The sequence below is a fragment of the Chryseobacterium sp. genome (assembly GCF_022712095.1).
GTDB lineage: Bacteria > Bacteroidota > Bacteroidia > Flavobacteriales > Weeksellaceae > Chryseobacterium.
This window is the reverse complement of sequence record NZ_JALAHD010000241.1, coordinates 1-14,126: the sequence shown is the minus strand read 5'-3', so window position 1 is coordinate 14,126 and position 14,126 is coordinate 1. Positions and strand designations below refer to the sequence as shown.

At 35.1% G+C, this 14,126-nt stretch carries 16 protein-coding genes; 14 read left to right on the top strand and 2 right to left on the bottom strand.

Going from position 1 to position 14,126, the window contains the following annotated elements; translation table 11 throughout:
* Positions 1-121 precede the first annotated feature (121 nt).
* The 14 genes from asnB (at position 122) to Q0A18_RS12625 (ending at position 12,980) form a co-directional block, all read left to right on the top strand.
* Positions 122-1,792: an asparagine synthase B gene (gene asnB, locus Q0A18_RS12690; protein WP_292010520.1), complete on the top strand. Its 1,671-nt coding sequence runs from the start codon at positions 122-124 to the stop codon at positions 1,790-1,792.
* A 154-nt stretch (positions 1,793-1,946) separates the two neighbouring features.
* Positions 1,947-2,756 (top strand): hypothetical protein, encoded by an 810-nt coding sequence (locus Q0A18_RS12685; RefSeq protein ID WP_292010519.1) that lies wholly within the window; start codon positions 1,947-1,949, stop codon positions 2,754-2,756.
* 100 nt (positions 2,757-2,856) lie between these two features.
* Positions 2,857-4,248: an MFS transporter gene (locus Q0A18_RS12680; protein WP_292010518.1), complete on the top strand. Its 1,392-nt coding sequence runs from the start codon at positions 2,857-2,859 to the stop codon at positions 4,246-4,248.
* 122 nt (positions 4,249-4,370) lie between these two features.
* Positions 4,371-5,246: a pirin family protein gene (locus Q0A18_RS12675; protein WP_292010517.1), complete on the top strand. Its 876-nt coding sequence runs from the start codon at positions 4,371-4,373 to the stop codon at positions 5,244-5,246.
* A 235-nt stretch (positions 5,247-5,481) separates the two neighbouring features.
* Positions 5,482-6,381, top strand: a complete 900-nt coding sequence (locus Q0A18_RS12670; RefSeq protein ID WP_292010516.1) for a pirin family protein — start codon at positions 5,482-5,484, stop codon at positions 6,379-6,381.
* Positions 6,382-6,398: 17 nt separating this feature from the next.
* Positions 6,399-6,944, top strand: coding sequence for an NADPH-dependent FMN reductase (locus tag Q0A18_RS12665; protein WP_292010515.1), 546 nt, complete (start codon positions 6,399-6,401; stop codon positions 6,942-6,944).
* Positions 6,945-6,964: 20 nt separating this feature from the next.
* Entirely contained in the window at positions 6,965-7,183 is a 219-nt protein-coding gene (locus Q0A18_RS12660) for a (4Fe-4S)-binding protein (protein ID WP_292010514.1), read from the top strand.
* A complete protein-coding gene (locus Q0A18_RS12655; RefSeq protein ID WP_292010513.1) occupies positions 7,183-7,581 on the top strand; it encodes an OsmC family protein in 399 nt (132 codons plus the stop codon). Before Q0A18_RS12660 ends, Q0A18_RS12655 begins: the two co-directional genes overlap by 1 nt.
* A gap of 1 nt (position 7,582) precedes the next feature.
* Positions 7,583-7,867, top strand: coding sequence for a GNAT family N-acetyltransferase (locus Q0A18_RS12650; RefSeq protein ID WP_292010512.1), 285 nt, complete (start codon positions 7,583-7,585; stop codon positions 7,865-7,867).
* Positions 7,868-7,980: 113 nt separating this feature from the next.
* On the top strand, positions 7,981-9,417 hold the full coding sequence (locus Q0A18_RS12645) for a sodium:solute symporter (RefSeq protein ID WP_292010511.1): 1,437 nt from the start codon (positions 7,981-7,983) through the stop codon (positions 9,415-9,417).
* A 19-nt stretch (positions 9,418-9,436) separates the two neighbouring features.
* Positions 9,437-9,946 carry a hypothetical protein gene (locus Q0A18_RS12640; RefSeq protein WP_292010510.1) on the top strand — a complete coding sequence of 170 codons (510 nt, stop codon included), beginning with the start codon at positions 9,437-9,439 and terminating at the stop codon, positions 9,944-9,946.
* A 45-nt stretch (positions 9,947-9,991) separates the two neighbouring features.
* On the top strand, positions 9,992-10,876 hold the full coding sequence (locus Q0A18_RS12635; protein ID WP_292010521.1) for a transketolase: 885 nt from the start codon (positions 9,992-9,994) through the stop codon (positions 10,874-10,876).
* A 24-nt stretch (positions 10,877-10,900) separates the two neighbouring features.
* Entirely contained in the window at positions 10,901-12,025 is a 1,125-nt protein-coding gene (locus tag Q0A18_RS12630; RefSeq protein WP_292010509.1) for a hypothetical protein, read from the top strand.
* Between the two features lie 10 nt (positions 12,026-12,035).
* Positions 12,036-12,980: a transketolase family protein gene (locus Q0A18_RS12625; RefSeq protein WP_292010508.1), complete on the top strand. Its 945-nt coding sequence runs from the start codon at positions 12,036-12,038 to the stop codon at positions 12,978-12,980.
* A gap of 194 nt (positions 12,981-13,174) precedes the next feature.
* On the opposite strand, the gene Q0A18_RS12620 is transcribed toward Q0A18_RS12625, so the two are convergent.
* Together Q0A18_RS12620 and Q0A18_RS12615 are read right to left on the bottom strand one after the other, a co-directional pair.
* Positions 13,175-13,588, bottom strand: a complete 414-nt coding sequence (locus Q0A18_RS12620; RefSeq protein WP_292010507.1) for a nuclear transport factor 2 family protein — start codon at positions 13,586-13,588, stop codon at positions 13,175-13,177.
* On the bottom strand, positions 13,551-14,114 hold the full coding sequence (locus tag Q0A18_RS12615; RefSeq protein ID WP_292010506.1) for a TetR/AcrR family transcriptional regulator: 564 nt from the start codon (positions 14,112-14,114) through the stop codon (positions 13,551-13,553). Before Q0A18_RS12615 ends, Q0A18_RS12620 begins: the two co-directional genes overlap by 38 nt.
* Between the last annotated feature and the right edge of the window lie 12 nt (positions 14,115-14,126).

Here is a 14,126-nt window from a genome sequence, read left to right as displayed (position 1 = left end):
ATCAATTTAATTTATACTTTAAATAAATAATTTTTATTAATACTTTAAACTTAAATAAAATTTTAATTGTTATTTTTAAACATCAATTATATTTTTGCTTACAAATAAAAGAAAAAAAATTATGTGCGGAATTGTATGTTTGTTTGATGCCAAACAAAAAACCGAAACACTGAGACCCCAGGTTTTAGAAATGTCGAAGAAAATACGCCACAGAGGACCAGACTGGAGCGGTGTATTTCAAAATGAAAAAGTAGTATTCTCTCATGAGCGCCTTGCTATTGTAGATCCTACTTCCGGAAAACAACCCTTATTTTCTAAAGATCAAAATATTATTTTAGCTGTCAACGGTGAAATCTATAATCATAAAGAACTAAAAGAAGAATTTCCTGATTACGAGTTTCAGACCCAATCAGACTGCGAAGTAATTTTAGCACTTTACGAAAAATACGGGAAAAATTTCATTGAAAAACTAAATGGAATATTCGCTTTTTCACTCTATGATATTAAAAATGATATTTATTTAATCGCAAGAGACCATATGGGAATATGTCCACTTTATCAGGGGTGGGATAAAAACGGGAATTATTACGTAGCTTCAGAATTAAAAGCCCTGGAAGGGATCTGCAAAACCATAGAGACTTTTTTACCGGGACATTTTGTGTACAGCAAAGACGGACAGGAACTTCAGCAATGGTATAAAAGAGACTGGGAAGATTATGAGCATGTAAAAGATAACTCCACAGATATTGACAAACTTAGAAAAGGGCTTGAAGATGCTGTTCACAGACAATTGATGAGTGATGTACCTTATGGTGTACTTCTTTCCGGCGGATTGGATTCTTCGGTAATTTCAGCCATTACAGCAAAATTTGCAAGACAAAGGGTAGAAAGTGGAGATACTCAGGAAGCCTGGTATCCGAGACTTCACAGTTTTGCAGTAGGACTTGTAGGTTCTCCGGATCTGGCGGCTGCTAAAAAAGCGGCTGACCATATAGGTTCCGTTCATCATGAAATCAACTTTACGGTTCAGGAAGGCTTAGATGCGATACGCGATGTAATCTATCATCTGGAAACTTATGATGTTACGACTATCAGAGCTTCCACTCCTATGTATCTTCTTGCAAGAGTGATAAAATCAATGGGAATCAAAATGGTTCTTTCAGGAGAAGGTTCTGATGAACTTTTCGGAGGTTATCTGTATTTCCATAAAGCGCCTAATGCTAAAGAATTCCATGAAGAAACAGTAAGAAAATTAGGAAAACTTCACCTTTATGATTGTCTTAGAGCAAATAAAGCACTAATGAGCTGGGGAATTGAAGGAAGGGTTCCTTTCCTTGACAAAGAATTTATGGACATTGCTATGACCATTAACCCAAAAGATAAAATGGTAAATCCTGCGGAAGGAAAAATTGAAAAATGGGTTTTAAGAAAAGCTTTTGAAGACATTTTACCTGAATCTATTGTATGGAGACAGAAAGAACAGTTTTCGGACGGCGTGGGATATTCATGGATAGACACTTTAAAAGATGTTGCTGAAAAAGAAGTGAGTGATGAGATGATGGCAAATGCCAAGTTCAGATTCCCTCTGAACACCCCACAAAACAAGGAAGAATATCGATACAGAACTATTTTCGAAGAACACTTCCCTAGCGAAACAGCTGCTGCAACAGTACCTTCCGTACCTTCTGTAGCCTGCTCTACTCCTATTGCACTCGAATGGGATGAAGCATTCAAAAAGATGAATGATCCGAGTGGAAGAGCTGTCAAAGTACATCAAACTTCTTATGAATAGAGATCATGTAACTTATAAATTTTATCAATCCTGTAGCAATACAGGATTTTTTTTTGAATTAACATCAATAATTCGAACAGAATTTAACTAACAATCAAAGATAATATCTAATAAATAATTATATTTGGAAAACGAAAAATTCATATTTATAAAAATGAGAAGAAATATTACTGTTTTTTTTGCTTTATTATCTTTAAATTTTGCTTTTGGGCAAGGCAAATTTGGGAAATATCTTAACTCTAAGAAACTAGCTCTGACCTACAAAAATGTCAAAGACAGTGAAAAAGAAGATTATTATCAACAATATTACTGGCTGGTAAAAGCGGAACAATTAAAGACATATCCGCATCTTCAGGATATAAAGCCGGTTATTCTTTATGAATTTGTAAAAAAAGTAAATCCTCAGAATCCAACTAAAAAGCTGGACGAAAGAGGAAAAGAGCTGAGAGCAACAGCAGAATTATCTCTCAATCAATATTTTAAAAATAAAAACTTCCAGAATAATGAGGTATTGATGTACAATCTGGAAACTTATGTAGATCCTTTAAAAGGGCAATATTACACTAAGGTGGATCCTGAAAAAATCAAAGAACTGGTTCCTAAAGAATTGTTCGCCTTTAATTCTTTCAACAGAAACCTTAATGAAGACAAAACCTATTATCTATGGATTGATAAGAAAAAGGATGATTTCCAGGTTGTAGATATTATTCCTGGAGAAGATGACAAAAAGTTCTATACTTCTCTGAAACAATATCTACCGAATTATAAGTTTTCAAAATATCTTCCTACTGTAAAGAAAGGAAATAAAACGGACAAAACAGATGTTGATTATTATTATATTATGCCTTTTGAGCAGAACACTGATAATATAGAGTACAAAACAAAAGATTTTAAAACTTTCGTTTTAAGTCAGTACAAGAAAAAAGGCGAAGAATGGAAGGGAGTAGAAAAAACTAAGAAATAATTGAAAAAAGTCTTGTGAAAGTCCACAAGACTTTTTTAATTTTATATTCGGAATAGATTCTTACTTTAAACACTTACGTTTAGAGCTTACAAAAAATACAATGTCAGAAATCTCATCGCAAACAACGACAAAAAAAATACTGCCTCTGATCCTTGCGACAGCAATCTTCATGCAGATGCTGGACTCCACCATTCTGAATACATCACTGCCTTCCATTGCAAAAGATCTGCAGGAATCACCACTTAATATGCAAAATGCTATTATCAGCTATGTATTGACATTAGCTGTTTTCATGCCTGCCAGTGGTTTTTTGGCAGATCGGTTTGGAACTAAAAAGATATTTATTATTTCTCTGGTTTTCTTCAGTCTTGGATCACTTTTCTGCGCATTATCCCAAAATTTAACTCAACTAGTCATATCACGGGTCGCGCAAGGAGTCGGAGGAAGCTTAATGACTCCTGTAGGAAAACTGGCATTAATTAAAACTTTTGATAAAAATGAGCTAGTAAAGGCGATGAATTTCGCTGTCATTCCTGCACTGATAGGACCTGTTCTGGGCCCTTTAGTGGGAGGATATATGGTAGATTACTTCTCCTGGCACTGGATTTTCCTGATTAATATTCCGATTGGAATTATTGGAATTTTTTTAGGTCTTAAATACATGCCGAATTATAAATCAGACTCCGTAGACTTTGATTTAAAAGGTTTTCTCATTTTTGCGGCAGCTTCCCTTTTACTTTCCGTCTCTTTGGAACTATTTGGAGACATGCAGAATATAACGCCGGTATTGCTTGTTTTTATTTTAGGATTCTTATTTCTATATTATTATTACAAACATGCCAAAAAAGGAAAGAACCCTATTTTCCCACTTAACTTATTTCAGGTAAGGACTTTCCGGGTCGGAATCGTAGGAAACTTAGCAACAAGATTAGGGATCAGTTCTGTTCCTTTACTGCTTCCGCTGATGATACAAATAGCATACAAGCAATCAGCGGTTACCTCCGGATGGATTGTTGCCCCCATGGCTATTATGGCCATATTCGGAAAATCGTATGTCATCAGAATCTTAAACAGATATGGATACCGCAAAACCCTAATAGCCAACACATTAATCATCGGGATATTAATATGCTGTCTGGGGATTCCCGGAGCGGATGCGTCTTTGTATTGGTTTATTCCTATTATTACAGCCTTAGGTTTTTTCAATTCCATTCAGTTCACTTCCATGAATACAATTTCAATCGCTGACCTGAGAAATTTCCAAACCAGCAGCGGAAACTCTTTGCTATCAGTAAATCAACAACTCGCGATAGGTTTTGGAATTGCATTTGGATTAATTATTTTAAAATTATTTGAAACTTCCAACTTTATCAATAATGAAATTCATAATGCCTTTCGTTATACATTTTTGACAGTAGGAATCCTCACCATATTTTCAGCATTTATATTCAGGAGACTGCATATTTCTGATGGGAAAAATTTAAAATCATAGGAATAATCTTCTCCTTTTAATAAATAATAAAGCTTTATTTTACAATTCTCCAAAATTATCACAGGTCAATGGATTTGAACTGTAGCTGTAATAATTTTGTTATAAATATAACAACAATCATTATGGCAACTAAAAAAGTAGAAATCATAATCCCTCCAAAACCTGCTCATTTCGTGGGGGATGGTTTTAGAGTTCACAATTTTATCCCTAGTGTAAAACAATTGGAAATGAAGAGAATGGATCCATTCATTCTTTTAGATTATAATGCAAAATTTCATTTTAATGGTTCCGAAATTCCAAGAGGTGTCGGCGTCCATCCTCACAGAGGTTTTGAAACGGTTACCATCGCCTACCAAGGAAAAGTGGAACATCATGACAGCTCAGGAGGCGGAGGCGTTATCGGAGAAGGTGATGTACAGTGGATGACGGCTGCCAAAGGGGTCCTTCATAAAGAATATCATGAAAGGGAATGGTCTAAAACCGGCGGTATATTTCAAATGGTTCAGCTTTGGGTAAACCTTCCTGCTAAAGATAAAATGAGCAAACCCCAATACCAGTCCATTAAAAATTCTGAAATGAACAAAGTGGATCTGGCAGAAAACGGAATCATTGAAATTATTGCCGGGGAATATAAAGGGCAGGTCGGTCCCGCTTCTACTTTTACTCCCTTACACCTTATGAATGCAAAGTTAAAAGCCGGTGGAAAAGCTGCTTTTGAATTTCCTTCACATTATAATACAGCAGCATTAGTAATAGAAGGGAGTATTATTATTAACAGCTCAGAAAAAGCATCTGCTAATCATTTTATTTTGTTTGAAAATAAAGGAGAAAACTTTACGATCGAAGCCAGCGAAGATTCCATTGTACTTATCATGAGTGGGGAACCTATTAATGAGCCAATATACAGCCACGGTCCTTTTGTCATGAATTCCAGAGAAGAAATCATGCAGGCTTTTGATGATTATAATACCGGAAGATTCGGATATATGGAAGACTGACTGCAAAGGTCATCACATTTAAAAGAATCTTAATTTCAGTTTTTGTGATACTAATTTCTTTTTTACTAACTTTAAAAAAGCTATGTGATATTGTGTAAAATTTATCAGGAATGAATGATATTTATTCATAAAAAAATTGCACTATATAAAAAACTTTAATTAAAATAAAATAGAACAGAAACCTAAAAGATTAATTAAATTAGCTAATCAATAACTTAAAAAACTTACTCTTATTATGTCTAATATAGGACTTATCATTGAAGAAAAAGCGGCTGACATAGGTAATTTCCTGGTTGGAAGACTTTTGCCGTTCCGTGAAAAAAGAGCTGTAGGTCCATTTGTTTTTATCGACCATATGGGACCATCGAATTTAAAAGACTATCAGAATCTCGATGTTCCTCCTCATCCTCATATCGGGCTTTCTACTTTAACTTATCTTTTTGAAGGTGCTATCTTCCACCGTGACAGCATCGGAAGTGCCGTTGAAATAAAACCGGGTGCTGTCAACTGGATGACAGCAGGAAAGGGAGTCGTTCATTCAGAAAGAACACCTGAATACCTGAGACATACGGATAAAAAACTTCATGGATTCCAAATCTGGGTAGGCTTGCCGAAGCATCTGGAACAGACCGAACCCACCTTTCACCATACTGAAGCGGAAGATATTCCTTCATGGGAAGATAATGATGTTCATTATAAACTAATAGCTGGGGAAGCATTTGGAAAAAAATCACCGGTTCCCGTTCACAGCAAATTATTTTTCATTGAAATCAAAACCAAAAAACCTCAAAAAATAAGTATCGGCAGGGATCTCTACGGAGAAGCAGCCATGTATGTATTGGACGGGACAGTAAATATTGAAGGAAACAGTTATGGTTCTAAACAGCTTCTTATCGCCAAGGAAACTTCTCTTTGTGAATTTGAGATGAGTGAAAATTCTACGGTATACCTTTTTGGGGGTGAACCTTTTGAAGAAGAACGTTTTATTTTCTGGAATTTTGTGAATTCCGATAAAGAATTACTGGAGCAGGCTAAAGTGAACTGGAATGATCAGAATCATGATGCTTTCCCATTAGTTCCGGGAGATGAGGATGAATTTGTACCTCTTCCCAAAGCTATTCTAAAACGTAAATAAATCATTCAGAGAAAAACATGAAAATATTAGCATTTGCAGGAAGCTCATCCTCGACTTCCATCAACCGGGAACTGGTAAAGTTTGTATTGAAAGATTTTCAGGATCATGAAATAAACCTTATAGATCTTAATGATTATGCCATGCCTGTTTTTTCGGTAGATATTGAGAAGAAAGGATTTCCTGATGAAGCCCACCAATTTTTAAAAGTAATTGAAGATTGTGATATAATTATATGCTCCCTTGCGGAACACAACAGATCATACAGCGCTGCTTTTAAAAATGTTTTCGACTGGGCTTCAAGAATCAATGTAAAAGTATTTCAAAATAAACCCATGCTTTTAATGAGCACTTCTCCCGGAGGTTATGGAGGAGGAAATGTAATGAATACTGCAAAGACTTTCTTTCCACAGTTTGGAGCTGAGATAAAAGAAACATTTTCCTTGCCTAAATTTTACGAAAACTTCGATATGGAAAGTGGCATCATTCAACCTGAAATACTAAAAGAAATAAAGGAAAAAATAGAAAATTTTAAAAATCAGGTTGAGAACCTAGAAGGTAATTAACCATTAAAAAAGTATGGATTATGGAAACACATGAGTATGTAAACGGAGAAATTACAGTAATCTGGCAGCCTAAGAAATGTATTCATTCCGGGGTTTGTGTCAAAACATTACCTCAGGTTTACAATCCGAAGACAAGACCATGGATAAAAGCTGAAAATGCTACTCCTGCTGAATTACAAAGTCAAATCGATCAATGTCCATCCGGTGCATTAAGTTATAAATTTAATACCGATAAATAATGTCAGTAACTGTAAAGGCGAGTCTAGGAACAACCAAATATTATACAGAGGTAACGGCAGGTGAAAATACAATCATAACTGATGAACCTGTAGACAAAGGAGGACAGAATAAAGGGTTAAATCCTTTTGAAATTCTGGCCACCTCTTTGGCCAGCTGTACAGCTGCTACTTTGAGAATGTATATCGATAGAAAAGAATGGAATGTAGAAAAAATAGATGTAGAGGTGGAAATGGAAAATTATCCTTTAACCAAAACGGCTATTTTCAAAAGAAATATCAGCTTTGAAGGAACCGACATAGATGAGGAACAAATAAAAAGACTTCACACTATTGCTGATGCATGTCCTGTTCACAAACTCTTAACTAACGAAATAGAAATTAATACCAAATTTGTATAACATGATAGAAGTACAACAAAACAACGGAGAAAAACACGGTCACTTTGAAGCTTTTATAAGTGGAAAACATGCCGGAACCATGACTTACACCTGGGCCGGAGACGAAAGATTCATTATAGATCACACAGAGGTAGAAGAAGCATACAACGGAATGGGTGTAGGTAAAGAAATGCTTTTGGCTGCTGTAGAGTTTGCAAGAAAAGAAGGTAAAAAAATTATTCCTTTATGCCCGTTTGCAAAGGCTTCTTTTCAAAAGGATGCAAGCCTGCAGGATGTACTGGTATAATTAAATAAAAAAATTACATAGAAAACCTTCTGAAACTGAAATTTCAGAAGGTTTTTTGTTTTTTTACTAGAAATGAAAAAAACTATATTTGTAAAATTTTTAATTGTAAAAATATGTCTCCAATTATATTACTGTCTATCATCATTATTTACTTTGCTTTACTACTTTGGGTAGCGTACAAAACAGGAAAAGGAAGTGATAATGAAAGTTTCTTTATAGGAAACCGTAAAAGTAATTGGATGCTTGTGGCTTTTGGGATGATAGGAACTTCCTTATCGGGAGTTACTTTCGTAAGTGTTCCGGGTGCTGTAGGGAAAGACAGCTTTGCCTATTTACAGATCACTTTAGGATATCTTATAGGATATGTTACTATCGCTTATGTACTGCTTCCCCTCTATTACCGTTTGCAGCTCACCTCTATTTATGGCTACCTTCAGCAAAGAATGGGACAGCTTTCTTATAAGTCAGGAGCCTGGATCTTTATTATTTCCCGTCTTGTGGGAGCTACAGCAAGATTATACTTGGTAGTGAATATCCTTCAGGTTTCTATTCTGGACAGTCTGGGAGTTCCTTTCATCGTTACTACGCTTATCATTCTTTTAATGATTATTCTTTACACCTATGAAGGTGGTGTGAAAACGATTGTATGGACGGACACACTTCAGACGTCGTGTATGCTTTTAGGTCTGATTATCTGCACAGTTTACATGCTGAACCATCTTGGATTAAATTTAGGGGAAAGCCTGATTGCCATGCAGGAAAAAGGATATACTAAAGTTTTTGAATTTAACCCGAATGAAAAAAGCTTTTTTATCAAGCAAATTCTTGCCGGCGCTTTTATTACGATTACTATGACAGGAATTGACCAGGAGATGATGCAGAAAAGTTTATCTGTTACCAAACTGAAAGATTCTCAAAAAAACATGGTGACACTCGGATTTATTTTATTAGGAGTTATCGCACTTTTCCTTTATATGGGAGGGCTTCTTCACCTTTATGGAGCTGCAGAAAACGTTGTAAGTTCTGGAGATCAGCTTTTCCCTGATATTGCTTTAAATCATATGCCCAGTTTTATCTCGATTATATTTATCATTGCCTTAATTTCGGCATTGTTCCCTAGTGCTGACGGAGCTATGACAGCCCTTACCTCTTCTCTCTGCATAGATGTTTTCGGAATGAAGGATAAAGACTGGGATACTAAAAAGAAAGAAAGATTCAGAAAGAATATTCACCTGATCGTAGCACTTTCTTTTCTTATTATGGTGGTTATCTTTAAAATTATTAATGATAATTCGATGATCGGATTGATCTTAAAACTGGCAGGATTTACGTATGGTCCGCTTTTAGGGCTTTTTGCTTTCGGAATCTTTACAAAATATAAAGTTAAAGATCAGCTGGTCCCTTATATCTGCATTATTGCTCCTGTGATCTCATTCTTCATTGATAAATATCAGGAAAACATTTTCGGGGAATTTAAAATAGGCTTAGAATTGCTTATCATCAATGGCCTTCTAACCTTCATCGGTTTATGGCTCATCAGAAAAAAATAATTTTAAATAAAACACGATCATGCAAAAATTCATTTCACTATTACTATTTGTATTTACATTTAGTTTTATTTCCGCACAGGAGGATTTTGAGGCTTCTACCCTAAGAATAGGCCCCTATAAAATCGACATGGAAAAAAGTAGTGTAGAAAAGGTTTCCCGCACCAAAGTTTCCCATACAGGAGAAAGCTCAGTCACTTATAAAGGTGAATCTATAAGACTTCTTATAGATGAAAGGTATATCAATGAGAAAAACACTAATGCGTGGGTAGTTTACGGAATTATTACAAAAAGTAGAAAATTCAGAACTAAAAGTGGTGTTGGAGTTGGAAGCACCAAAGATGAAGTAATCAATGCTTATAAAAACTTTCAAAGTTTCCGGGCTTATCCGGCCTGGAGTGAAACCGGAGAAAAATTAAAGAATGAAAATTATTTTGCAATCGTTGACGGAGACGCCGGAACGGAATTAACTTTCAGATTCGTCAATAATATTGTTACAGAAATTTCCGTATTCTTAAATGAGGGGTGTTAATCCCAGATAGACATCATTAACTCCATTTCCAAAAGCCATTAAAAAATTGTAAATTCGCATACAAATAAATCAGAAATAATGAGTAAAAGTATTGAGGAGCTAAAAACTCTTACTACACAAATCAGAAGAGACATTTTAAGAATGGTTCATGCTGTTAATTCAGGGCACCCGGGCGGAAGCTTAGGCTGTACAGAATACTTTACAGCACTTTACGGTAAAGTCTTGAATTATAAATTACCTTTCACAATGGAAGGAAAGAATGAGGATCATTTTTATTTATCCAATGGTCACATTTCACCGGTTTTCTATTCTACTTTAGCACGATTTGGCTTTTTCCCTGTAGATGAATTAAGAACATTCAGAAAGCTGGATTCAAGATTACAAGGTCACCCTACAACTCATGAAGGGCTACCCGGAATACGTATTGCTTCCGGATCTCTCGGACAAGGACTTTCAGTAGCATTAGGTGCTGCGTTAGGAAAGAAATTAGACGGAGATCAGTCTCTTGTTTATTCTCTTCATGGAGACGGAGAATTACAGGAAGGACAAATCTGGGAAGCTTTAATGTTCGCTGCAGCTAAAAAAGTTGACAATATCATTTCTACTATTGATTATAATGGACGTCAGATTGATGGAGATACTGATGATGTACTAAGCTTAGGAGATCTGCATGCTAAATTGGAAGCCTTCGGATGGACTGTTTTAGAAGAAAAGAATGGTAACGACCTTGAAGCTGTAATTGCTATCCTTGAAAAAGCAAAATCGGAAACCGGGAAAGAAAAACCTGTAGCTATTATCCTTCACACAGAAATGGGTTACGGAGTAGATTATATGATGGGAACTCATGCTTGGCACGGGAAAGCTCCTAACGATGAGCAACTGGAGACAGCATTCAAACAATTATATTTGGAAGCCCCTGCTGATTATTAATCATACGAGACTCATCAGATTGATATGAAAAAATTCATTTTCATTTATTTTCTTACCCATTTTATCATGGGAATTTCTCAGGAGAAAAAAATATCTTTCTCTCAGGAATATGATTATGTATACAAAGAAAAACGTGGTAATTCTTATCCTGTAAAGATGTATGCAAGTAATAACAATGAATTTCTTACAAAAGTAAACATTAAAGACTTTCCTCTATATTTTTTCACCGATGCTCTTGGAACAAGTAATGTTTCTTTAGATATGAATAATCATCTTTCCGGATTAAATCTATCCTCTTTTTATGGATATGGATACAGATATTATGATGAAGGAGAAGGATTAATTCTCGAATCAAAAAAATTGAATACTAAAGAAACCATTTTGGGGATTCCCTGTTCTCATTATCTGATTTATGAGAAATCAGAGGAAGGAGATAAGGACCCTCTTCAATTATGTATAGATGACAGATCAACATCTCTTAATAATTTCAGTATTTTAAACGGAATATTAAATCAGTTTATCGGTAAAACAAAAATCAATAAAAGTTCCGGTATTCGCGGATTCATTCTGAAAGCCGGTCCCAAAGAGAATTATGATGACGAATATGTTCTCTTAAACTCTAAGAGAGATTCTGAAAACCATGTGTATTTTGATCATGTAAAAGCTATGACAGAATATCAGAGAAAGCAGGATTCTATTATGTTAGTTTATAAAAATGAAAAAAAATTTTATGATAACGATTCCACAGCTATTGCTGTAGATTCTGCCGCTGCTATATCGGACGATTACATGAATGATTATGGTATTCCGGATTATATTTCTGAATATAAAAAAGGACCTGAAGAAGGAGACAGTTTTGCTGTCAATATTATCCCTAGCGAAAAACTTTGGAAAGGACTTCCTGAGCATTGCCAAAATTTTGAAAAACACATTCCGGCGTTTACCCATAAAGAACTAAAAGATCATGTAAGAAATTATGTAGGTCAGATATGTGATATGTATCTTACCCAAGCCGAATATCATAATGTGGCGATCAAAACCACTTTAGACGAAATAAGGCGTGAAGTTTTATATTTTAATGATATTCAGGAAAAGCTCGATCAATCTGATAAAAAGAAACTCAACAACTATTTAAAAAATCTTGATTAAAAAAATAAAAATGAAATATACATATACAGAAAAAAAGGATACGCGTTCCGGATTCGGTGCCGGTTTAGCAGAACTGGCTGACAAAAATCCTAATGTGGTAGCACTTTGTGCAGACCTTATCGGATCATTGAAAATGGAAAAATTCATTGAAAAGGCTCCTGAAAGATTTATTCAGGTAGGAATTGCTGAAGCCAATATGATAGGAATCGCAGCAGGACTTAGTATCACTGGAAAAATTCCATTCACAGGAACTTTTGCTAACTTCTCTACTTCAAGAGTATATGACCAGATCCGTCAGTCTGTTGCCTATTCCGGAAAAAACGTAAAGATTTGTGCTTCTCACGCAGGACTTACTTTAGGGGAAGATGGAGCAACTCACCAGGTACTGGAAGATATCGGAATGATGAAAATGCTTCCGGGAATGACGGTTATTAACCCTTGCGATTACAATCAGACAAAAGCAGCTACAATTGCTATTGCTGATTATGAAGGTCCTGTTTATTTAAGATTCGGAAGACCTACAGTACCGGTATTCATTCCTGAGGATATGCCGTTCGAAATCGGAAAAGGAATTCTTTTACAGGAAGGTAAAGATGTAACTATTGTAGCAACCGGACATCTTGTATGGGAATCTCTTGTAGCAGCAGATGAGCTTGAAAAAGAAGGTATCTCCTGCGAAGTGATCAATATCCACACCATTAAACCTTTAGATGAGGAAATCATCTTAAAATCCGTTGAAAAAACAGGTAAGATTGTAACTGCTGAAGAGCATAACTATCTTGGTGGTTTAGGCGAGTCTGTAGCAGGAATGTTAGCAAGAAAAAGACCTACAAGACAGGAGTTTGTTGCAGTGAATGATACTTTCGGAGAATCTGCAACTCCGGCTGAACTGATGAAGAAGTATAAAATTGATGCAGCAGCTGTGAAAGAAGCGGTAAAAAGAATTTTAGCTTAACTAAACTAGAATTTATATCATACAAAGCCCTCAATATAGAGGGCTTTTTTATTTTCTAAAATTGAAGAGGGTTGAAATTAGGTTTCGGCTAAAGCCATCTTTAATACCATAAAATGGAAAACCGGCTGAAGACTGTTTCTATTAATTCAATAAAAACATTTTATTTTTTTAAAGTATCCCGTGGATCCAAATAACTATTTGAACTTCCTTTCTTCTTCTTTTATGGACAGATCATTAATACTTGCATATCTTTTAGCCATTAAGCCATTTTCATCAAATTCCCAGTTTTCATTTCCGTAAGCTCTGAACCATTCTCCACTTTCTATCTGGTATTCATATTCAAATCGTACTGCTATGCGATTGCCGGTATGTGCCCAGTATTCTTTTTTAAGTTTATAATTAAGTTCTTTCTTCCATTTCTTTTCAAGAAACTCTACAATTTCATCTCTGCCGTTTACAAAGACATCTCGGTTCCGCCATTCACTATCAACTGTATAAGCTTTGGAAACCGTTACCGGATCCTGGCTGTTCCATGCATTCTCTGCAATCTGTATTTTCTCTTTAGCCGTTTCAAAAGTAAAAGGAGGAAGGGGGTGCTTTTGTTCCATTATTAATTAATTTGTTGATTATGATTTTTGATTTTTCTATCAGTTCATTTGATTTAAAAAGCTGACTTTCTATTATACAGCTTTCAAATAACATATAAATATGATCAGAAAGATCCTGATCGTCTAAGAGGTCCAAAAAGTATTTTCTGAGCTCTGTTTTATGAAGTTGAATCACATTAAGTATTTTCGTGTTATCTGTTGGAATTTCAGAGAGAATATTGAGAAAACTACATCCTCTGAAGCTTTCTTTTTTATTCATTTCCATCAAAAAATCAAATGCAGCGATTACTTTAGACTCTCTACTGTTCTTTTGCTGTAAGAATTGATTAAGCTGATCAAACCAAAAAGAATGTCTTAGATTCAAAAATTCAACACATAAATCTTCTTTAGATTTAAAATGCTGATAAAAACTTGCTTTGGCCACGTTAGCTTCTGAAATAATCTGATTAATTCCCGTAGAATTGTATCCTTGCTTAAAAAACAGATCGAATGTAACATTTATAATTCTTTGTTTTGGACCATTCATATCTTATCATTT